At 67.1% G+C, this 19,180-nt stretch carries 20 protein-coding genes; 16 read left to right on the top strand and 4 right to left on the bottom strand.

Features of this window, described 5'->3' with window-relative positions; all coding sequences use genetic code 11:
* The first annotated feature begins 10 nt into the window (after window positions 1-10).
* From T8T98_RS04210 to T8T98_RS04225, 4 genes are all read left to right on the top strand, one after another.
* Window positions 11-550, top strand: coding sequence for a peroxiredoxin (locus tag T8T98_RS04210; protein ID WP_251103965.1), 540 nt, complete (start codon window positions 11-13; stop codon window positions 548-550).
* Between the two features lie 71 nt (window positions 551-621).
* Window positions 622-1,749, top strand: a complete 1,128-nt coding sequence (prfB, locus tag T8T98_RS04215; protein ID WP_160732295.1) for a peptide chain release factor 2 — start codon at window positions 622-624, stop codon at window positions 1,747-1,749.
* Window positions 1,750-1,808: 59 nt separating this feature from the next.
* A complete protein-coding gene (locus T8T98_RS04220) occupies window positions 1,809-2,552 on the top strand; it encodes a class I SAM-dependent methyltransferase (protein WP_251103964.1) in 744 nt (247 codons plus the stop codon).
* Window positions 2,553-2,576: 24 nt separating this feature from the next.
* Window positions 2,577-3,983: an NAD(P)H-dependent flavin oxidoreductase gene (locus T8T98_RS04225; RefSeq protein WP_160732297.1), complete on the top strand. Its 1,407-nt coding sequence runs from the start codon at window positions 2,577-2,579 to the stop codon at window positions 3,981-3,983.
* A 15-nt stretch (window positions 3,984-3,998) separates the two neighbouring features.
* On the opposite strand, the gene T8T98_RS04230 is transcribed toward T8T98_RS04225, so the two are convergent.
* Both T8T98_RS04230 and T8T98_RS04235 read right to left on the bottom strand, forming a co-directional pair.
* Entirely contained in the window at window positions 3,999-5,291 is a 1,293-nt protein-coding gene (locus tag T8T98_RS04230; protein ID WP_251103963.1) for an ammonium transporter, read from the bottom strand.
* A 28-nt stretch (window positions 5,292-5,319) separates the two neighbouring features.
* Window positions 5,320-6,336 carry a 2-hydroxyacid dehydrogenase gene (locus T8T98_RS04235; protein ID WP_251103962.1) on the bottom strand — a complete coding sequence of 339 codons (1,017 nt, stop codon included), beginning with the start codon at window positions 6,334-6,336 and terminating at the stop codon, window positions 5,320-5,322.
* 91 nt (window positions 6,337-6,427) lie between these two features.
* Here T8T98_RS04235 and T8T98_RS04240 point away from each other — a divergent pair, with 91 nt between their 5' ends.
* On the top strand, window positions 6,428-6,895 hold the full coding sequence (locus T8T98_RS04240; RefSeq protein ID WP_251103961.1) for an SH3 domain-containing protein: 468 nt from the start codon (window positions 6,428-6,430) through the stop codon (window positions 6,893-6,895).
* Window positions 6,896-7,070: 175 nt separating this feature from the next.
* Here T8T98_RS04240 and T8T98_RS04245 read toward each other — a convergent pair whose 3' ends face one another.
* Together T8T98_RS04245 and T8T98_RS04250 are read right to left on the bottom strand one after the other, a co-directional pair.
* Window positions 7,071-7,490 carry a hypothetical protein gene (locus T8T98_RS04245; RefSeq protein ID WP_251103960.1) on the bottom strand — a complete coding sequence of 140 codons (420 nt, stop codon included), beginning with the start codon at window positions 7,488-7,490 and terminating at the stop codon, window positions 7,071-7,073.
* A 93-nt stretch (window positions 7,491-7,583) separates the two neighbouring features.
* On the bottom strand, window positions 7,584-8,780 hold the full coding sequence (locus tag T8T98_RS04250) for a thiolase family protein (RefSeq protein WP_251103959.1): 1,197 nt from the start codon (window positions 8,778-8,780) through the stop codon (window positions 7,584-7,586).
* A gap of 172 nt (window positions 8,781-8,952) precedes the next feature.
* Here T8T98_RS04250 and T8T98_RS04255 point away from each other — a divergent pair, with 172 nt between their 5' ends.
* The 11 genes from T8T98_RS04255 (at window position 8,953) to nuoI (ending at window position 19,166) form a co-directional block, all read left to right on the top strand.
* The gene (locus T8T98_RS04255) at window positions 8,953-10,383 is read left to right on the top strand and encodes a coniferyl aldehyde dehydrogenase (protein ID WP_251103958.1); all 1,431 of its coding nucleotides are present in this window, start codon (window positions 8,953-8,955) and stop codon (window positions 10,381-10,383) included.
* Window positions 10,384-10,535: 152 nt separating this feature from the next.
* Window positions 10,536-10,910 carry an NADH-quinone oxidoreductase subunit A gene (locus tag T8T98_RS04260; RefSeq protein ID WP_251103957.1) on the top strand — a complete coding sequence of 125 codons (375 nt, stop codon included), beginning with the start codon at window positions 10,536-10,538 and terminating at the stop codon, window positions 10,908-10,910.
* Window positions 10,911-10,913: 3 nt separating this feature from the next.
* A complete protein-coding gene (locus T8T98_RS04265; protein WP_160732305.1) occupies window positions 10,914-11,456 on the top strand; it encodes a NuoB/complex I 20 kDa subunit family protein in 543 nt (180 codons plus the stop codon).
* A 10-nt stretch (window positions 11,457-11,466) separates the two neighbouring features.
* Window positions 11,467-12,315, top strand: coding sequence for an NADH-quinone oxidoreductase subunit C (locus tag T8T98_RS04270; RefSeq protein WP_251103956.1), 849 nt, complete (start codon window positions 11,467-11,469; stop codon window positions 12,313-12,315).
* Complete coding sequence (locus tag T8T98_RS04275; protein WP_160732307.1) at window positions 12,312-13,526, top strand: NADH-quinone oxidoreductase subunit D; 1,215 nt, start codon at window positions 12,312-12,314, stop codon at window positions 13,524-13,526. Before T8T98_RS04270 ends, T8T98_RS04275 begins: the two co-directional genes overlap by 4 nt.
* The gene (nuoE, locus tag T8T98_RS04280) at window positions 13,526-14,194 is read left to right on the top strand and encodes an NADH-quinone oxidoreductase subunit NuoE (protein ID WP_251103955.1); all 669 of its coding nucleotides are present in this window, start codon (window positions 13,526-13,528) and stop codon (window positions 14,192-14,194) included. The genes T8T98_RS04275 and nuoE overlap by 1 nt, the downstream gene beginning before the upstream one ends.
* The gene (locus T8T98_RS04285) at window positions 14,194-14,334 is read left to right on the top strand and encodes a hypothetical protein (protein ID WP_202388881.1); all 141 of its coding nucleotides are present in this window, start codon (window positions 14,194-14,196) and stop codon (window positions 14,332-14,334) included. Before nuoE ends, T8T98_RS04285 begins: the two co-directional genes overlap by 1 nt.
* The gene (nuoF, locus tag T8T98_RS04290; protein ID WP_160732309.1) at window positions 14,331-15,626 is read left to right on the top strand and encodes an NADH-quinone oxidoreductase subunit NuoF; all 1,296 of its coding nucleotides are present in this window, start codon (window positions 14,331-14,333) and stop codon (window positions 15,624-15,626) included. The genes T8T98_RS04285 and nuoF overlap by 4 nt, the downstream gene beginning before the upstream one ends.
* Entirely contained in the window at window positions 15,626-17,629 is a 2,004-nt protein-coding gene (gene nuoG, locus T8T98_RS04295; RefSeq protein ID WP_251103954.1) for an NADH-quinone oxidoreductase subunit NuoG, read from the top strand. Before nuoF ends, nuoG begins: the two co-directional genes overlap by 1 nt.
* Window positions 17,626-18,684, top strand: coding sequence for an NADH-quinone oxidoreductase subunit NuoH (gene nuoH / locus T8T98_RS04300; RefSeq protein WP_251103953.1), 1,059 nt, complete (start codon window positions 17,626-17,628; stop codon window positions 18,682-18,684). Before nuoG ends, nuoH begins: the two co-directional genes overlap by 4 nt.
* A complete protein-coding gene (gene nuoI / locus T8T98_RS04305; protein WP_160732312.1) occupies window positions 18,681-19,166 on the top strand; it encodes an NADH-quinone oxidoreductase subunit NuoI in 486 nt (161 codons plus the stop codon). The genes nuoH and nuoI overlap by 4 nt, the downstream gene beginning before the upstream one ends.
* Window positions 19,167-19,180 lie beyond the last annotated feature (14 nt).

Below are 19,180 nucleotides of genomic sequence, written 5' to 3' on the forward strand. Positions count from 1 at the left end.
GAGAGACGACATGCGCAAGGTCCTGATCGCCGCGATCCTGGCGGTTTTCTGCGCGGCGCCGGCGGCGGCCGAGCTTCCGGTCGGTGCGAAGGCGCCGGCATTCACGACCCGGGCCGCGCTCGGCGGCGAGGCGATGGCGTTCAGCCTGCGCGCCGCGCTCGCCCGGGGGCCGGTCATCCTCTATTTCTACCCCAAGGCCTTCACCAGGGGGTGCACGCTCGAAGCGCGCCAGTTTGCCGAGGCGTCCGAAGCTTTCTCCGCCGCCGGCGCCACGGTGATCGGCATGTCGGCCGACGACCTGGAAACGCTGAAGCGGTTTTCGACCGAGGAATGCCGCGATCGCTTTGCCGTCGGCGTCGCCACCCCGCAGATCGTGCGCGCATACGACGTTGCGCTGCAGCGCGAGGGCCGCGACACCGGGCTGACGCAGCGCGTCAGCTACGTCATCGATCGCAGCGGCCGTATCGCCTTCGTCCACTCGGATGCCGATTACCGCGATCACGTTCGCCTGACCCTCTCCGCGGTGCGCAGGCTGGCCGCCGGCGATTGAGGCGGCACCCTTTCCCAATCGGGCGCGCTCGGCTAAGCGGGCGGCCAAATTCCTGATCGGAGAAGAAATTCATGCGTGCCGAGGGGCAGGCCCATATCGACCGTATCGATGCCGCGCTCGCGCTCGTCCGCCAGTCGCTCGACTGGGACCGCGCCCTGCGCCGGCTCGACGAACTGAGCGCGCGCGTGCAGGACCCGACCTTGTGGGACGACCCCAAGGAAGCGCAGGCGATCACGCGCGAACAGAAGCGCCTCGAGGACGCCGTGCGCACCGTGCGCGAGATCGAGAGCGAGAAGAGCGACGCGATCGAATTCGTCGAGATGGGCGAGGCGGAAGGCGACGACGACGTCGTTGCCGACGGCCTGGCGAGCCTGGAGAAGCTCGCCGAAAGGGCGGATGCCGACAAGGTCCAGGCCCTGCTGGCGGGCGAGGCCGATGCCAACGACACCTACCTGGAAATCCACGCCGGGGCCGGCGGCACCGAGAGCCAGGACTGGGCGGAAATGCTGCTGCGCATGTATGCCCGCTGGGCCGAGCGGCGCGGGTTCAAGGTCGAGACCGTCGAATACCAGGCGGGCGAGCAGGCCGGGATCAAGAGCGCGACCCTGCTGCTGAAGGGCGAGAACGCCTATGGCTATGCGAAGACCGAGAGCGGGGTCCACCGGCTGGTCCGCATCAGCCCCTACGACAGCGCGGCGCGGCGGCACACCAGCTTCAGCTCGGTCTGGGTCTATCCGGTGATCGACGACAATATCGCGATCGAGATCAATCCCGCCGACCTCAAGATCGACACCTACCGCGCCAGCGGCGCCGGCGGGCAGCACGTCAATACGACCGACTCGGCCGTGCGGATCACCCACGTGCCGAGCGGCATCGTGGTCGCGAGCCAGAACGACCGCAGCCAGCACAAGAACCGCGACACGGCGATGAACATGCTGCGCGCCCGCCTTTACGAGGAGGAGCTGCGCAAGCGCGAGGAGGCCGCCAGCGCCGAACACGCGAGCAAGAGCGACATCGGCTGGGGCCACCAGATCCGCAGCTACGTCCTCCAGCCCTACCAGATGGTCAAGGACCTGCGCACGGGCGTGACCTCAACCTCGCCCGACGACGTGCTCGACGGGGCGCTCGACCCGTTCATCTCGGCCGCGCTGGCGCAGCGGGTCACCGGCGAGGCGGTCGAGGTCGAGGACGTCGACTGACAGTCCGCCATGCCGAAGGTTTTTGCCACCTGCGCCGCGGCGCGCTAGGTCCCGGGATCATGCGGAAGCTCCTGCCTCTTCTGTGCGGCGCCACGCTGCTGGCCCTGGCAGGCTGCGAGCCGGTCGATTCCGACCGGCCGGAAACGGCGCAGCCGTTCCCCACGCCCGACCGGCCGGTGTCCGAACTGGGCGGCAACCAGTTTTCCACCGAGACGGCGCGCGACAGCGTCGGCGAAGCGCGCAAGGTCATGGACCTGGCGGAGATCTCGCCGGGGATGAGCGTGGCCGACATCGGCGCGGGCGAAGGCTATTACACGGTGCGCCTGGCGGGCCGCGTCGGGGAGGACGGGCGCGTCCTCGCCCAGGATATCGACCGCGAGGCGCTCGACCGGCTTGCGCTGCGGGTCGAGCGGCAGCGGCTCGACAATGTGTCGATCAAGCTGGGGGCGGGGGACGATCCCAAGCTGCCGCCGGCGAGCTTCGATCGCGTCTTCATGGTGCACATGTATCACGAGGTGCGCGAACCCTACGCCTTCCTGTGGCGGTTGTGGCCGGCGCTGCGCGAAGGCGGGCGGGTGATCGTGGTCGACGTCAACCGTCCGGCCGACCAGCACGGGATAGAGCCCCTGCTGCTTGCCTGCGAATTCAAGGCCGTAGGGTTCGAGCTCGACACGTTTCACGACGCGCCGGAGCTGGCCGGGTACTATGCACAGTTCAAGCGGGCCGCTAAGAGGCCCGAACCGGAAGAGATCAAGCCGTGCCGCGGATCGGCGGGGCAGGGTAATGGAAACGCGGTCCGGTAGGCCGCTACGAGGATAACAGGTTCAATGGCATTCAAGGGGCTCAGCCCGATAGTTTACGGCGGACGCGAGGTCTGGCCGCTGATCGAAGGCGGCAAGGGCGTTTCGGCGACCAATCACATGAGTTCGGGGGCCTGGGCTGCGGCCGGCGGCATCGGCACCGTCAGCGCGGTCAACGCCGACAGCTACGATGCCGAAGGCAAGATCGTGCCGCAGGTCTATGACCAGCTTACGCGCAAGGAGCGCCACGAGCAGCTGATCCGCTACGCCATCGACGGCGCGACGGAACAGGTGCGCCGCGCCTACGACGTCGCCGGCGGCAAGGGCGCGATCAACATCAACGTCCTGTGGGAAATGGGCGGCGCGCAACAGGTGCTGGAAGGCGTGCTGGAGCGGACCCGCGGCCTCGTCACCGGCGTCACCTGCGGGGCGGGCATGCCCTACAAGCTGGCCGAGATCGCGGCGCGTTTCAACGTCAGTTACCTGCCGATCATCAGTTCCGCCCGGGCCTTTCGCGCGCTGTGGAAGCGCAGCTATCACAAGGTGAGCGAGCTGATGGCCGCCGTGGTCTACGAAGACCCCTGGCTCGCTGGCGGGCACAACGGCCTTTCCAACGCCGAAGACCCGACCCGGCCCGAAGATCCCTATCCCCGCGTCAAGGCGCTGCGCGAGACGATGCGCAAGGAAGGCGTGTCGGAAGACGTGCCGATCGTCATGGCCGGCGGCGTCTGGTTCCTGCGCGAGTGGGAGAACTGGATCGACAACCCCGAACTGGGCAAGATCGCCTTCCAGTTCGGCACCCGTCCGCTGCTGACGGAAGAAAGCCCGATCCCGCAGCAGTGGAAGGACATGCTGCGCACGCTGGAGCCGGGCGACGTGCTGCTGCACAAGTTCTCGCCCACCGGCTTCTATTCCTCCGCGGTCAAGAACCCGTTCCTGTGGGATCTCATCCACCGCAGCGAACGGCAGGTCCCCTATTCGAAGGTCGAGGCCGGCGAACACACGGTCCAGCTCGATGTCGGGGTGAAGGGCAAGAACTTCTGGGTGACGCCCAAGGATCGCGACCGGGCCCGCGGCTGGGCGGCGGAAGGCTATACCGAGGCGTTGAAGACCCCCGACGACACGGTCGTCTTCGTGACGCCCGAAAGCCGTGCCGAGATCCGCAAGGATCAGGCCGACTGCATGGGCTGCCTGTCGCACTGCGGGTTCTCGTCGTGGAAGGACCACGACGACTATACCACCGGGCGCCTGGCCGATCCGCGCAGTTTCTGCATCCAGAAGACGCTGCAGGATATCGCGCACGGCGGCGACGTGCAGCAGAATCTCGCCTTCGCCGGGCACGCGGCCTACCGCTTCAAGCAGGACCCGTTCTATTCGAACAACTTCACCCCGACGGTGAAGCAGCTGGTCGATCGCATCCTGACCGGGGATTGATCGGCGGGCGAGCGATCAGGCGGCGGGGTCGCGATGGCGCGACGCATCGAGCCCCGCCCGCTCTTCCTCCTCGCTCACCCGCATGGGCACGACCAGGCTGACCATGAGCGCCGCGATCGCGGTCGCCACCGCGCTCCAGCCCGCGACAACCGCGGTTCCCAGGACCTGGGCGAGCAGTTGCGAGCCCATGGTCATGCCCTCGGCATAACCGACGCCCCCCAGCGATTCGGAAAGGAACAGGCACAGCAGTACCGAGCCGATCGCGGCCCCTGCGCCGTGGACGGCGAATACGCCCAGCGTATCGTCGATCGCCAGCCGGTCGCGCACGAGGATCGCGACACCGCGGCCCGCGACGGCGGCAAGGGCGCCCAGGACGATCGCTGCGCCCGGCGATACGAAACCCGAAGCCGGCGTAGCGGCCGCCAGGCCGGCAAGCACGCCCTTCGCCCATCCCGAAACGGTCGTGCGGCCGGTCGCCAGCCGTTCCTGCCCCAGCCAGGCGAGCGCGCCGACGCAGGCGGCGAGGTGCGCGTTGAGCATCGCGCTCGACGCATCGTCGGTTGCGGCCAGCGCGCTCCCTCCGTTGAGGACGAGCCACGCGATCCACATCGTGCCGGCCCCGGCGGCGACGAGTTCGGGGCGCGCGTCGAACGCGTCCCCCGCCTGCAGGCCGGCGCGCCGGCCGAGCAGGAGCGCCACGACCAGCGCGGAGACGCCCGCGGTCACGTGCATCGTCAGGCCGCCGGCGAAATCGAGCGTTCCCAGCGTACTGGCGATCCAGCCGCCACCCCAGAGCCAGTGCGTCACCGGCGCTTGGACCAGCAGCGACCAGAGGCCGGCAAAGGCGATCACCCATCCCAGCCGTGCGCGTCCGGCCCAGCTGCCAGCCATCAGGCAGGCCGCGATGACCGGGAAAAGCATCTGGAACAGGACGAAGGCGCTTTCCGGCAGCAGCGTGCCCGGCCGCACGTTGCCCAGGTTGGCCAGCATCCAGTGCGCGTGGTTGCCCAGCCAGCCCAGCGTCACCGGGCCGAAGGCGAGCGTGTAGCCGATCGTGACCCAGGCGAGCGATACCACGGCCGCGATCGCGCCGACCTGGAGCGCGATCGAAGCGGCGGCATGGGGCGGCGTGCGGCCGGCGTAATAGAGTGCAAGGCCGGGCAATGCGGCGAGCAGGGCGATCGCTGCCGCGGCCAGGATCCAGGCCGTGTCGCCCCCGTCGTTCGCGGCGAGCTGCACCAGTTCCTGCGCGCTTGCCGGCGCGGCCGCGAGGGCGACGACGAGGAGGGCCAGGGCCTTGGCGGTCATGCCTGCGCGCATCGATACCCTCCCGGCGTCATACCAATGCTTCGAGGACCTGGTCGGGCGGTCGGTGCCCGTCGGCCCAGAAGCGGATATTGGCGATGACTTTCTCGCCCGAAGCCTCCCGCCCCTCCACTGTCGCGCTGCCGATATGCGGCTGGGCGATAACGTTGGGCAGGGCGACCAGCCGGGCATCGACTTCCGGTTCGTGCGGGAAGACGTCGAGGCCGGCCCCGCCGAGGTGGCCGCTTTCCAGGGCGTCGATCATGGCCTCGTAATCGACCAGCGAGGCGCGCGCCGTATTGATCAGGGCCGCGCCCGGTTTCATCAGCGCGATGCGGCGGGCATCGACCAGCCCCTGCGTCTGCGGGGTTGCCGGGCAGTGCAGGGAGACGATGTCCGCTTCGGCCAGGAGGCGGTCAAGATCTTCCTCGAAGCGGGCGCCGAACATCGTTTCGACCGCCTCGGGCAGGCGGTGGCGGTTGTGATAGCGGATTTCGAGACCGAAGGCGCGGGCCCGCGAGGCCACGGCCTGTCCGATCCGCCCCATGCCCACGATGCCCAGGACCTTGCCGCCAAGCTTGCGGCCCAGCATGGCCGAGGGGGCCCAGCCGGTCCAGCGCTCGCGCCGGATCAGGGCCGTGCCTTCGCGCAGCCGGCGCGGCACGCCGATGATCAGCGCCATGGTGAGATCCGCGGTGTCGTCGGTGAAGACGCCTGGGGTATTGGTGACCATGATCCTGCGCGCGGCCGCGGCGGCCAGGTCGATATGATCGGTGCCGGCACCGAAGCTGGCGATCAGGCCCAGCCGGTCGCCGGCCCCCGCGATCAGTTCCGCGTCGATCCGGTCCGTGACGGTGGGGACCAGCACGTCGCATTCGTGCATGGCGGCGGCCAGGTCGTCGCGGGACATCGGCGTGTCTCCGCGGTTGAGCCGGACGTCGAACAGCTCCTCCATCCGGGCTTCGACCGAGGGAAGGAGATGTCGTGTCACGATCACGCGCGGCTTGCCCGCGACGCGCCGGTTCGAGTCCGATCCCGCCTTTTCCATGCCTTCGCGCTAGGACGCCGGGGCCCTCGCGGTCAAGCGGCGTTCAAGGTCCCTTGATGACCGCCCCCGTCACGATTTATGGACGTCGCGCATGCACAGGCTGTTTATCGTTCTTTTCGCGGCATTTATCGCCGGAGCTTCACCCGCCTTCGGGCAGGAGCGGGAGGTGCCCTACTGGGCGACGATCGATACGAGCGAGCTGAACATGCGCGTCGGCCCGAGCGTCAATTACAGGATCGAGTGGGTCTATCGCCGCGAAGGGCTGCCGGTGAAAGTCGTCCGCGTGATCGACGGCTGGCGGCTGATCCGCGATCCCGACGGTGCCCAGGGGTGGGTCGTCGCCCGCCTGCTCAGCGCGAGGCGGGGGGCGATCGTCGTCGGCGAAGGCCTCGCCGCGCTGCGCGAGGCGCCGGCCGACAACGCGCAGCTGAAATGGAATGCCGAGCCCGGCGTGGTCGGCAAGCTCGGCGAATGCGAGGCCGGGTGGTGCCGCTTCGATGTCGCCGGGCGGGCCGGCTGGATCAGGGCCGAACGGCTCTGGGGCGCGGGCGAACCCTGACACTGGCCGCCGGCCCGGGCGCCAGAGACGAAGGCCAGAAACGAAGGCCAGAAACCACGGGCTGGAACGATGGCCGGAAACGAGGGGCGGTACGCGGCCGCCCCTGCTTCCATGCGATGTTCCCATGCGATGAGCGGCTTGGCAGTCGGGCGGCCGGCGGCCTGCGCCGGCCCGTTCAGGCCCCGTCGTCGGCCGTCTTGCGGGCCACGGTCACCGTCGTCCCGTCTTCGGCGGTGGCGGTCCAGCTGCCGTCTTCCGCCGGCGGGCTGTCGGTCCAGCACAGCTCGGCCCCGCCTTCGGGCGTCAGGCAGTTCCGGTCGTCCCTGACCACCCAGCTGCCGCGCGCCGTCTCTTCCCCGTCCATCGTGTCGACGTAAGTGCCGTCGGCATTGATCGTGGTGGTGGTCACCGTGCCGTCGGCCCAGGTCACCTCGTAATCCCCGGCCGCATCGTCGCTGGCGAGGGCGGCAGTGCCGCTGCCGGCGGCAGGGGCCGCGGCGGTATCGGCAGCAGGCGCGTCGGCGGGCGTTTCGTCCCCTTGTCCGGAACAGGCGCACAGTGCCGCGACGGCCGCGGTCAGAACGATATTTCTCATCTCCCAGAACTCCTTATCTCGTGGAGGTCGGGCGATGATACTCCGCTCGAACCGCGGCGGCAAACGGCACCGGCGCGCTTGTCCCCCGGTGGCTCAGGCCAGTTCGACCGCGACGGCGGTGGCTTCACCGCCCCCGATGCAGAGCGAGGCCACGCCGCGCTTCTTGCCCTGGCGCTTGAGCGCGTTCAGCAGGGTTACCAGGATCCGCGTCCCGCTGGCGCCGATCGGATGGCCCAGCGCGGTTCCCCCGCCGTTGATGTTGATCCTGTCGTGCGGGATCCCGATGTCGCGCATGGCGAACATCGCGACGCAGGCGAAGGCCTCGTTCACTTCCCACAGGTCCACCTCGTCAACCGACCAGCCGGCCTTGTCGAGCACCTTCTGGATCGCGCCGATCGGTGCCACCGTGAACTGCGCCGGTTCCTGGGCATGGGCGGCCATGGCCACGATCCGGGCGACCGGCTCCAACCCCTTCGCCGCGGCCACGCTCTCGCGCGCGAGGACCACCGCGGCCGCACCGTCGGAGATCGAGCTGGAGGTGGCGGCCGTGATCGTGCCGTCTTTCGCGAAGGCGGGCTTCAGGGTCGGGATCTTGTCCGGCTTGCCGCGGCCGGGCTGCTCGTCGGTATCGACCACCGTTTCGCCCGCGCGGGTGGTGAAGGAAACCGGAACGATCTCGTCGGCGAAGGCACCGCTGTCGATTGCGGCATTGGCCCGGCGCAGCGATTCGATGGCGTAATCGTCCATCTCCTCGCGCGACATCTGGTAATCGTTCGCGGTGGACTGGGCGAAAGTGCCCATCGCCCGGCCTTCCTCGTAGGCATCTTCCAGCCCGTCGAGGAACATGTGGTCGTAAGCCGTGTCGTGGCCGATCCGCGCGCCCGACCGGTGCTTCTTCAGCAGGTAGGGGGCGTTGGTCATGCTTTCCATCCCGCCCGCGACGACCACGTCGATCGTCCCGGCGGCGAGCGCTTCGGCGCTCATGATCACGGTCTGCATTCCGCTGCCGCAGACCTTGTTGACCGTGGTCGCCTGGACCGACTTGGGCAGGCCCGCCTTGATCGCCGCCTGGCGCGCCGGGGCCTGGCCCAGGCCCGCGGGCAGGACGCAACCCATGTAGATGCGATCGATATCGTCGCCGGCCACGCCGGCCCGCTCGACCGAGGCCTTGACCGCGGTTGCGCCGAGCTCGGTCGCGCTGACCGGTGCCAGCGCCCCCTGCATTCCGCCCATCGGCGTGCGGGCGTAGGAAAGGATGACGACGGGATCGTTGGCGGAAAACTGGGCCATGGAAACAATGCCTTTCGCTGGAAGTCCTTATCGGCGTGCTACCTAATGTTGCACTGCGGCAAAGGCAAATGCCCGGCAGCGCTTGCCAAGCGGGGCCGGGTGGTGGACATTCGGTGGCAAAGCGAAACGAATGGGCCGGATGACTGGGCCGAGACGATTGGGAGAGATATCGATGAGCCAGCAGGACAAGACCGCGCTGCGCGAGCTTCTGCAGAAGCAGCGCGAGGCCTTTACCCTGGCGAGGCCCGAAGGCCTCGACCTGCGGCGCGACCGGATCGGGCGGGCCATCGCGCTCCTCAAGGAGAACGCGGATGCCCTGTGCCAGGCGATGAGCGCCGATTTCGGCAATCGCAGCCCGCACCAGTCGATGATCACCGACATCGCCGGCACCGTCGCCTTCGGCAAGTACTGCCTGAAGCACCTCGAAAAGTGGGCGCGGAGCGAGAAACGGCACGTGCAGTTCCCGCTCGGCCTGCTCGGCGCGAAGGCGGAACTGCGATACGAGCCCAAGGGCGTCGTCGGCATCCTCAGCCCATGGAACTTCCCGGTCAACCTGAGCTTCGGCCCGTTGATGCAGGTGCTGGCCGCGGGCAACCGGGCGATGATCAAGCCGAGCGAGTTCACCGAGCGCACGTCCGCGCTTTCGGCGGAGCTCTGCGCGAAATATTTCGACGAGCGCGAGGTCGCCTTCGTGACCGGCGGGCCGGAGGTGGCGCAGGAATTCTCCTCGCTGCCTTTCGATCACCTCGTCTTCACCGGCTCGACCGCCACCGGACGCAAGGTGATGGAGGCCGCCGCGCGGAACCTGTGCCCGGTCACGCTGGAACTGGGCGGCAAGTCGCCGGTCTTTCTCGGGCGCGGGGCCGATCTGGAGCGCGCGGGCGAACGAATCGCGATGGGCAAGATGATGAACGCGGGCCAGATCTGCCTCGCGCCCGATTACATGTACGTCCCGCACGACCAGGAGGATGCGGCGATCGCCGCGGTCGAGCTGGGCGTCCACCGGATGTACCCGACCCTGCTGGAGAACGACGACTATGCCTCGGTCGTGACGGATCGCCATTTCGACCGGCTCAAGGCCATGGTCGAGGATGCCCGGGACAAGGGCGCCGAGGTGATCGAGGTCAATCCCGGCAAGGAAGATTTTTCGAACACCAATGCCCGCAAGATGCCGCTGACGATCCTGCGCAACGTGACCGACGAGATGCAGGCGATGCAGGAGGAGATTTTCGGCCCTGTCCTGCCGGTCAGGACATACCGCGAGATCGGCGAGGCGATCGATTACGTCAACGATCGCGACCGGCCGCTCGGCCTCTACTACTTCGGGGGCGACCCCGGCGAGCGCGAAGAGGTGCTGACGCGCACGATTTCGGGCGGAGTGACGGTGAACGACGTGATCTTCCATGTCTCGATGGAAGACCTGCCGTTCGGGGGCGTGGGGCCCAGCGGGATCGGCGCCTACCACGGGGTCGAGGGCTTCCGCGAGTTCAGCCATGCGCGCGCCGTCTATACCCAGCCGAAGATCGACGTGGCCAAGCTCGGCGGGTTCAAGCCGCCCTATGGCGCGGCGACCGAAAAGGCGGTTCGCGGCCTGATGAAATAGGCGCCCCGGCGGGCGGCCCGCGCCGGGCCCATTTTATTGCGAAAGGTTCGCATTTCCGCGCCCTTGCGCCACTCGCGCGACGGGCCTAGAGGCGGGCGCGAAATATCCGCCTCGCGGGAATCGCCCCTGGGAAAACCGCTCAAGGAACAATCGTGGTCGACCTGAGCCAATATCTTCCGATCCTGATCTTCCTGATCATCGCGCTGGGACTCTCGGCCCTGTTCGTGTTCCTGCCGATGGGCGTCGCGCGCCTGACCGGGGTGCACAACCCCGATGCGGAGAAGCTGAGCGAGTACGAGTGCGGCTTTCCCGCGTTCGAGGATCCGCGCAGCCAGTTCGACGTGCGATTCTACCTCGTCGCGATCCTGTTCATCATCTTCGACCTCGAGGCGGCCTTCCTGTTTCCCTGGGCCGTCACGGTGTTCGATCTCGGCTGGTCCGCGTGGATCGGGATGATGATCTTCCTCGGCATCCTGACCGTCGGCTTCGTCTACGAATGGAAGTCCGGCGCGCTGGATTGGGAATAAGTTATGAACCAAGTCACACCCGCAGCCCGCCCCGGCGAGGTACGCCAGCCCGACGCGGACTATTTCCGCGCGCTGCAGACCGAGGTGAACGACAAGGGCTTCCTCGTCACCAGCACCGAGGAGCTGTTCCAGTGGGCGCGCACCGGCTCGCTCTGGTGGATGACCTTCGGTCTCGCCTGCTGCGCGGTCGAGATGATCCACGTCAACATGCCGCGTTACGATATGGAGCGTTTCGGCGTCGCCCCGCGCGCCAGCCCGCGGCAGAGCGACGTGATGATCGTCGCCGGCACGCTGTGCAACAAGATGGCCCCGGCGCTGCGCAAGGTCTACGACCAGATGTCGGACCCGAAATACGTCATCTCGATGGGCAGCTGCGCCAATGGCGGCGGTTACTACCACTACAGCTATTCCGTCGTGCGTGGCTGCGACCGGATCGTGCCGGTCGATATCTATGTCCCCGGGTGCCCGCCGACTGCGGAGGCGCTGCTGTACGGCGTGATGCAGCTGCAGCGGAAGATCCGGCGCGAAGGGACGATCGAAAGGTGATTGCCCGACAATGACCGTTCTCCATTCCGCCCCCAGGTTCGCCTCCAACGAAGGCGTGAAGGACGCGCTGTCCGCGGCGCTCGGCGCGATGCTCGTCGATGCGCACGAGGAGCATGGCGAGATCCTGCTGACCGTGAAGCGCGATTCGATCGAGGACGCGCTGCGCCTGCTGCGCGACGAGCATGAATACCAGCAGCTGATGGAAATCGCCGGGGTCGACTATCCCCAGCGGGCCGAGCGGTTCGAAGTGGTCTACATGCTGCTCAGCGTCACGCGCAATCACCGGGTCATGGTGAAAGTCACCGCCTCGGAAAAGACGCCGGTGCCGACGGTGACGACGCTGTGGCCCAATGCCGGGTGGCTCGAACGCGAGGTGTTCGACCTCTACGGCGTGCTGTTCGAAGGCAACACCGACTTGCGCCGCATCCTCACCGACTACGGGTTCGAAGGGCATCCGTTCCGCAAGGATTTCCCGCTCACCGGGTACCACGAGCTGCGCTATTCCGAGGAGGAAAAGCGCGTGGTCTACGAACCGGTCGACCTGCCGCAGGACTTGCGCCAGTTCGATTTCATGAGCCCGTGGGAAGGGGCGGACTACGTCCTGCCCGGTGACGAAAAGGCCGCCACCCCGCCGGTCGCCGAGCCGAAGACGACCGACAAGCCGGGCGAGACCGGCGCCGGGGCGAAGGCCGACGAGGAAGCCGCCGACAAGGTCAGTGCCGGTCCGCCGGCCGAAGACGATACCGCGATCGACGAGACCGCTCCGGAGCCGACCGAAGACCGTGCCGATCGCCCGGCGCGCGAAGGCGGGACGAGCGAGACCAAGTCCGCGACAGAGCCGAAGGAGAAGGGCGAATGAGCGGCCTCGTAGCCGAGAGCTCGCCGACCACCGAAGGCGAGGTGATCTCCAACTACACGATCAACTTCGGGCCGCAGCACCCTGCCGCGCACGGCGTGCTGCGCATGGTGATGGAGCTCGACGGCGAGATCATCGAACGGATCGATCCGCATGTCGGCCTGCTCCACCGCGGCACCGAGAAACTGATCGAGCACAAGACCTACCTCCAGGCTCTGCCTTATTTCGACCGGCTCGATTACTGCTCGCCGCTGTGTCAGGAACACAGCTACGTCCTCGCGATCGAGAAGCTCCTCAACCTCGAGGTGCCGCTGCGCGCCCAGTACCTGCGGGTCCTGTTCGCGGAGCTGACGCGCATTTCGAACCACATGCTGAACATCGGCGCGCACGTGATGGACGTGGGCGCGATGACCCCCAACCTGTGGGTGTTCGAGCTGCGCGAAGACTGCATGAACTTCTTCGAGCGGGCCTCTGGCGCGCGGATGCACAGCGCGTGGTTCCGCCCCGGCGGCGTCCACCAGGACGTGCCGCTGAAGCTGCTGACCGACATCGGCGACTGGGTCGAGGGGCGCCTGCCCGAACTGTTCGGCGACGCGATGAGCCTCGTGCTCGACAACCGCATCTTCAAGCAGCGCAACGTCGATATCGCGGTGGTCAGCAAGGAAGACGCGCTGCGCTGGGGTTTCTCCGGCCCGCTGATCCGGGCCGCCGGTATCCCGTGGGATCTGCGCAAGTCGCAGCCCTACGATGTCTACGACCGGATGGATTTCGAGATTCCCGTCGGCACCAATTCGGACTGCTACGACCGGTTCATGGTGCGGGTGAAAGAAGTCTACGAAAGCGCGAAGATCATCAAGCAGTGCCTGGCCGAGATGCCCGAAGGGCCGGTCGCCAGCACCGACGGCAAGGTCTCCCCGCCCCGGCGCGGCGAGATGAAGCAGTCGATGGAAGCGCTGATCCACCACTTCAAGCTCTATACCGAGGGCTTCCACGTGCCCGCGGGCGAAGTCTACGTCGCGACCGAGAGCCCCAAGGGCGAATTCGGCGTGTACCTGGTCAGCGACGGGTCGAACAAACCCTATCGCTGCAAGATCCGCCCGACGGCCTTCAGCCATCTTCAGGCAATGGATTTCATGTCGAAAGGCCACATGCTGCCCGATGCCACCGCCATCCTCGGCGCCATCGACGTCGTCTTCGGGGAGTGTGACCGCTAATGGCCGACCGCACCCCCGCACCCGACACCCCCGAGCTGCGCGAGCGCTGGGGATCGTTCGAATTCACGCCGGAATACAAGGCGAAGGCGGACAAGGCGATTGCGCGTTATCCCGAGGGGCGACAGCGCTCCGCCGTGATGCCGCTGCTCGACCTTGCGCAGCGCCAGGTGGGCGAGGAAACCGATACGCAGGGCTGGCTGCCGCTGCCGGTGATCGAATACGTCGCGCGCTATCTCGACATGCCGGTGATCCGCGTGCTCGAGGTCGCGACCTTCTACTTCATGTACAACCTGAAGCCGGTCGGTAAGTACCACGTGCAGGTCTGCGGGACGACGCCCTGCATGCTGCGCGGCTCCGACGGCCTGTTCGAAACCTGCAAGAAGCGCGGCATGAAGAAGGGCGCGGTGTCGGAAGACGGCCTGTGGACCCTCACCGAGGTCGAATGCATGGGCAATTGCGCGACCGCGCCGATGGTCCAGATCAACGACGACAATTACGAGGATCTGACGCCGGAGCGGCTCGATACCATTCTCGACGCGCTCGCCCGGGGCGAGCAGCCCAAGACCGGCACGCAGGAGCCCGGCCGCCATACCAGCGAGCCGCTCGGCGGGCCGACCACGCTGAAGGAAATGGTCGAGGCGAACCACGATTACCGGGGCGAGTGGTAATGGATATCGTCGCCATCATCGTCGCGCTGATCCTGGTGTTTATCGCGTGGAAGGTTCTCGTCGGCCTGGTGAAGTTCGGCGCGATCGCGCTGATCGTCGTCGCGGCGGTCTGGTTCGTTTCGCAGGGAGGTTTCGCGTGAGTCTCGCTGACAAGGATCGCATTTTCACCAACCTTTACGGCTTCCAGGACTGGGGCCTGAAGGCGGCGCAGGCGCGCGGCGACTGGGACGACACCAAGTCGCTGATCGCGCGCGGGCAGGATTCGATCATCGAGGAGATCAAGGCCTCGGGCCTGCGCGGCCGCGGCGGCGCGGGGTTCCCGACCGGTCTCAAGTGGTCGTTCATGCCCAAGGAAAGCAAGGACGGCCGGCCCAGCTTCCTGGTGATCAACGCCGACGAATCCGAACCCGGATCGTGCAAGGACCGCGAGATCATCCGCCACGATCCGCACAAGCTGATCGAAGGCGCGCTCTGCGCCGGTTTCGCGATGCGCGCGCGGGCGGCCTATATCTACATCCGCGGCGAGTTCATCCGCGAGGCGGAGACGCTGCAGGCGGCAATCGACGAGGCCTATGACGCCGGTCTGATCGGCAAGAACGCCAGCGGCAGCGGATACGATTTCGACGTGTTCATGCACCGCGGCGCCGGCGCCTATATCTGCGGTGAAGAAACCGCGATGATCGAGAGCCTCGAAGGCAAGAAGGGGCAGCCGCGCCTGAAGCCGCCGTTCCCGGCCGGGGCCGGCCTCTATGGCTGCCCGACCACGGTCAACAACGTGGAATCGATTGCCGTCGTCCCCACGATCCTGCGGCGCGGCGCGAGCTGGTTCTCCGGCTTCGGGCGCGAGAACAACGCGGGCACCAAGCTGTTCCAGATTTCCGGCCATGTCGAAAAACCCTGCGTGGTCGAGGAAGCGATGAGCATCCCGTTCCGCGAGCTGATCGAGAAGCATTGCGGCGGCATCCGCGGCGGGTGGGACAACCTGCTAGCCGTCATCCCCGGCGGCTCGTCGGTGCCGCTGGTGCCGGCCGAGCAGATCATGGACGCCCCGATGGATTTCGACGGGCTGAAGGAGCTCGGCTCGGGCCTCGGCACGGCGGGCGTGATCGTGATGGACAAGTCCACCGACGTGGTCCGCGCGATCAGCCGGATCAGCTATTTCTACAAGCACGAGAGCTGCGGCCAGTGCACCCCCTGCCGCGAGGGCACCGGGTGGATGTGGCGCGTGATGGAGCGCCTGCGCACCGGCGATGCCGCGATCGAGGAAATCGACATGCTGCACCAGGTGACCAAGCAGGTCGAAGGGCACACGATCTGCGCGCTGGGCGACGCGGCGGCCTGGCCGATCCAGGGCCTGATCCGCCACTTCCGCCCCGAGCTGGAACGCAGGATCGAAGAACACAACGCGAAATTCGCGGAGGCCGCGGAATAATGCCTAAAGTCACCGTAGACGGTCAGGAAATCGAGGTCCCCGACGGCGCGACCGTGTTGCAGGCGTGCGAGCTGGCGGGGAAGGAGATTCCGCGTTTCTGCTATCACGAACGGCTCAGCATCGCCGGCAATTGCCGGATGTGCCTGGTCGAAGTGAAGCCCGGGCCGCCCAAGCCGCAGGCGAGCTGCGCCCTGCCGGCGACCGAGGGGCAGGAAATCCGCACCGACAGCCAGATGGTCAAGACCGCGCGCGAAGGCGTGATGGAGTTCCTGCTCATCAACCACCCGCTCGATTGCCCGATCTGCGACCAGGGCGGCGAGTGCGACCTGCAGGACCAGGCGGTCGCCTATGGCCGCGGCGGCTCGCGCTATCACGAGAACAAGCGCGCGGTGACCGAGAAGTACATGGGCCCACTGATCAAGACGATCATGACCCGCTGCATCCACTGCACCCGCTGTGTGCGCTTCTCCGAAGAGGTCGCCGGGGTGGACGAGATCGGCGCGCTCTATCGCGGCGAGGACATGCAGATCACGACCTACCTCGAGCAGGCGGCCCAGCACGAGCTTTCGGCCAACGTGATCGACCTGTGCCCGGTCGGCGCGCTGACCAGCCGCCCCTACGCCTTCGAAGCGCGGCCGTGGGAGCTGAAGAAGACGCTTTCCATCGACGTCAGCGACGCGGTGGGCGCGAACATCCGGCTCGACAGCCGCGGGCGCGAGGTCATGCGCGCGCTGCCCCGCATCAACGACGACGTCAACGAGGAATGGCTGTCGGACAAGGGCCGTTACATGGTCGACGGCCTGACCCGCCGCCGGCTCGACAAGGTCTGGATCCGCAAGCGCGGCAAGCTGCAACAGGCCACCTGGGAAGAGGCGTTCAAGGCCATTGCCCGCGCCAAGCCGGGCAAGAGCATCGCGGCGATCGCCGGCGACCTGGTCGATTGCGAGACGATGTTCGCGGCCAGGAAGCTGCTCGGCGCGATGGGGTCGGGCCTGCTCGAAGGGCGGCAGACGGGGATGGACTACCCGGCCGACAACCTGGCCGCGATGGCGTTCAATTCCACCTTCGCCGGGATCGAGACGGCCGATGCGATCCTGATCGTGGGCAGCCAGGTCCGGCACGAGGCAGCGCTGGTCAACGTGCGGCTGCGCAAGGCGGCCAGGCGCGGGGCGAAAGTCTTCGTGGTCGGCCCGCAGTGGGAAACGACTTATCCGGCCGAGTTCCTGGGCGAGGACGTGAGCGTTCTCGGCAATCTTCCGGCGGAAGTCGCCGAGGTATTCGACAAGGCCGAACGCCCGGCCGTGATCGTCGGGGCCGGCGGCCTCGCCGCGGGCGCGTTCGAGCCGGCTCTCGCGCTTGCCCAGGGCTGGAGCCGGGAAGGGTGGAACGGCTTCAACGTCCTCCACACCGCCGCCGCGCGCATGGGCGGGCTCATGCTCGGCTACGCGCAGAAGGGCGGTATGGCCGGGGTGGCGAAGGCCGAACCCAAGGTGGTCCTCGCGCTCGGCGCGGACGAGGTCGACTGGTCGGCATTCGACAAGAGCCTCAAGGTCTATATCGGCCATCACGGCGACAAGGGCGCGCACGCGGCCGACATCATCCTGCCGGGCGCGAGCTATGCCGAGAAGGACGGCACGTACGTCAACACCGAAGGGCGCGTGCAGTTCGCCGAGAAGGCGGTCTTCGCGCCGGGTGACGCGCGCGAGGACTGGACGATCCTGCGCGCGCTGGCCGACGCCCTGGGGGTGGAGGTCGGCTTCGACAGCTTCGCCGAACTGCAATCCGCGATGATCGCGGAGGTCCCCGCGCTGGGTGTCGAGGGCCTGGCCGATCTCGGCCCGCTGCCCAAGGCCGCGAAAGGCGGCAAGGGCAAGGGGGGCACGATTTCCTATCCGGTCGCGGACTTCTACCTGACCAACCCGATCGCCCGTGCCAGCGCCGTGATGCAGCGGTGCTCGGCCGAGCTGGCCCGGGGTGAAGAGATTCTGGAGGCAGCGGAATGACCGCGTTCTTCCAATCGCTCGGCATGAATTACGAGTGGGCGTGGTTCGTCGCCACGATCGCCGGCATCCTGCTGATCGCGCTGCCGCTGATGCTGGCCGTTGCGATGATTATCTACGTCGACCGCAAGGTCTGGGCCGCGATCGCGCTGCGGCGCGGGCCCAACGTGGTCGGCCCGTTCGGCCTGCTGCAAAGCTTCGCCGACGGGCTCAAGGTCTTCCTGCAGGAAACGATCATCCCCTCGGCTGCGAACAAGGGCCTGTTCCTGATCGCGCCGATCGTGACGTTCACCGTCGCGCTGCTCGCCTGGGCGGTCATTCCCTTCGGGCCCGAGGCGGTGCTGGCCGACATCAACATCGGCCTGCTCTACGTGCTCGCGATCAGCTCGCTCGGGGTTTACGGCGTGGTCGTTTCCGGCTGGGCCTCGAACTCGAAATACCCGTTCTTTTCCGCCATGCGCGCTGCGGCGCAGATGATCAGTTACGAGGTCTCCATCGGGTTCCTCCTCGTCTGCGTGATCCTGTGGGCGGGCACGAGCAACATGAACGGCATCATCGAGGCGCAGCGCGGCCATGGGCTGGGGATCGTCAACGGGTTCTTCTTCAACCCGCTGCTGTTCCCGATCTGGGTCATGTTCCTGATCTCCGCCCTGGCCGAGACGGCGCGCGCGCCGTTCGACCTGACCGAGGCGGAGAGCGAGCTCGTGGCCGGTTACCAGACCGAGTATTCGAGCATGAGCTTCGCGCTCTTCTGGCTGGGCGAATATGCCAATGTCCTGCTGATGTGCGCGCTCAACGCGATCCTGTTCTTCGGCGGCTGGCTGCCCCCGCTGAACGTGGACCTGATCCCGTGGTTCGACATCCCGGGCTGGATCTGGCTCTTCGCCAAGATCTTCATGTTCTTCTTCATCTTCAGCTGGGTGAAGGCCACCGTTCCGCGCTTCCGTTATGACCAGCTGATGCGCCTGGGCTGGAAGGTCTTCCTGCCGCTGAGCCTCCTGTTCATCGTGCTGGTGAGCGGCTGGCTGATGCTTACCCGTTACGGAGTCGCCGCATGAGCGTCGCCCATCTCATAAAGTCGTTCACCCTGTGGGAATTCGTGAAGGCCCATGCCCTCACGCTGAAGTATTTCTTCAAGCCCAAGGCGACGATCAACTACCCGTTCGAGAAGAACCCGATCAGCCCGCGGTTCCGCGGCGAACACGCGCTGCGCCGCTATCCCAACGGGGAAGAGCGCTGCATCGCCTGCAAGCTGTGCGAGGCGGTGTGCCCGGCGCAGGCGATCACGATCGAGAGCGAACCGCGCGAAGACGGCAGCCGCCGCACGACGCGTTACGATATCGACATGACCAAGTGCATCTATTGCGGGTTCTGCCAGGAAGCCTGCCCGGTGGATGCGATCGTCGAGGGGCCGAACTTCGAATACGCGACCGAAACGCGCGAGGAACTGCTCTACGACAAGGCGAAACTGCTGGCCAACGGCGACAAGTGGGAGCGGGCGATTGCCGCGAACCTTGAAGCCGATGCGCCCTACCGATAGGGGCCGCGCCGACC

This window comes from Pelagerythrobacter marinus, from assembly GCF_034375205.1.
Lineage (GTDB): Bacteria > Pseudomonadota > Alphaproteobacteria > Sphingomonadales > Sphingomonadaceae > Pelagerythrobacter > Pelagerythrobacter marinus.

Bases quoted from the DNA above. Each gene is read 5' to 3' on its own strand.
- T8T98_RS04210 (WP_251103965.1), top strand. From the start codon at position 11: ATGCGCAAGGTCCTGATCGCCGCGATCCTGGCGGTTTTCTGCGCGGCG.
- prfB (WP_160732295.1), top strand. From the start codon at position 622: ATGCGTGCCGAGGGGCAGGCCCATATCGACCGTATCGATGCCGCGCTC.
- T8T98_RS04220 (WP_251103964.1), top strand. From the start codon at position 1,809: ATGCGGAAGCTCCTGCCTCTTCTGTGCGGCGCCACGCTGCTGGCCCTG.
- T8T98_RS04225 (WP_160732297.1), top strand. From the start codon at position 2,577: ATGGCATTCAAGGGGCTCAGCCCGATAGTTTACGGCGGACGCGAGGTC.
- T8T98_RS04230 (WP_251103963.1), bottom strand. From the start codon at position 5,291: ATGACCGCCAAGGCCCTGGCCCTCCTCGTCGTCGCCCTCGCGGCCGCG.
- T8T98_RS04235 (WP_251103962.1), bottom strand. From the start codon at position 6,336: ATGGAAAAGGCGGGATCGGACTCGAACCGGCGCGTCGCGGGCAAGCCG.
- T8T98_RS04240 (WP_251103961.1), top strand. From the start codon at position 6,428: ATGCACAGGCTGTTTATCGTTCTTTTCGCGGCATTTATCGCCGGAGCT.
- T8T98_RS04245 (WP_251103960.1), bottom strand. From the start codon at position 7,490: ATGAGAAATATCGTTCTGACCGCGGCCGTCGCGGCACTGTGCGCCTGT.
- T8T98_RS04250 (WP_251103959.1), bottom strand. From the start codon at position 8,780: ATGGCCCAGTTTTCCGCCAACGATCCCGTCGTCATCCTTTCCTACGCC.
- T8T98_RS04255 (WP_251103958.1), top strand. From the start codon at position 8,953: ATGAGCCAGCAGGACAAGACCGCGCTGCGCGAGCTTCTGCAGAAGCAG.
- T8T98_RS04265 (WP_160732305.1), top strand. From the start codon at position 10,914: ATGAACCAAGTCACACCCGCAGCCCGCCCCGGCGAGGTACGCCAGCCC.
- T8T98_RS04270 (WP_251103956.1), top strand. From the start codon at position 11,467: ATGACCGTTCTCCATTCCGCCCCCAGGTTCGCCTCCAACGAAGGCGTG.
- T8T98_RS04275 (WP_160732307.1), top strand. From the start codon at position 12,312: ATGAGCGGCCTCGTAGCCGAGAGCTCGCCGACCACCGAAGGCGAGGTG.
- nuoE (WP_251103955.1), top strand. From the start codon at position 13,526: ATGGCCGACCGCACCCCCGCACCCGACACCCCCGAGCTGCGCGAGCGC.
- T8T98_RS04285 (WP_202388881.1), top strand. From the start codon at position 14,194: ATGGATATCGTCGCCATCATCGTCGCGCTGATCCTGGTGTTTATCGCG.
- nuoG (WP_251103954.1), top strand. From the start codon at position 15,626: ATGCCTAAAGTCACCGTAGACGGTCAGGAAATCGAGGTCCCCGACGGC.
- nuoH (WP_251103953.1), top strand. From the start codon at position 17,626: ATGACCGCGTTCTTCCAATCGCTCGGCATGAATTACGAGTGGGCGTGG.
- nuoI (WP_160732312.1), top strand. From the start codon at position 18,681: ATGAGCGTCGCCCATCTCATAAAGTCGTTCACCCTGTGGGAATTCGTG.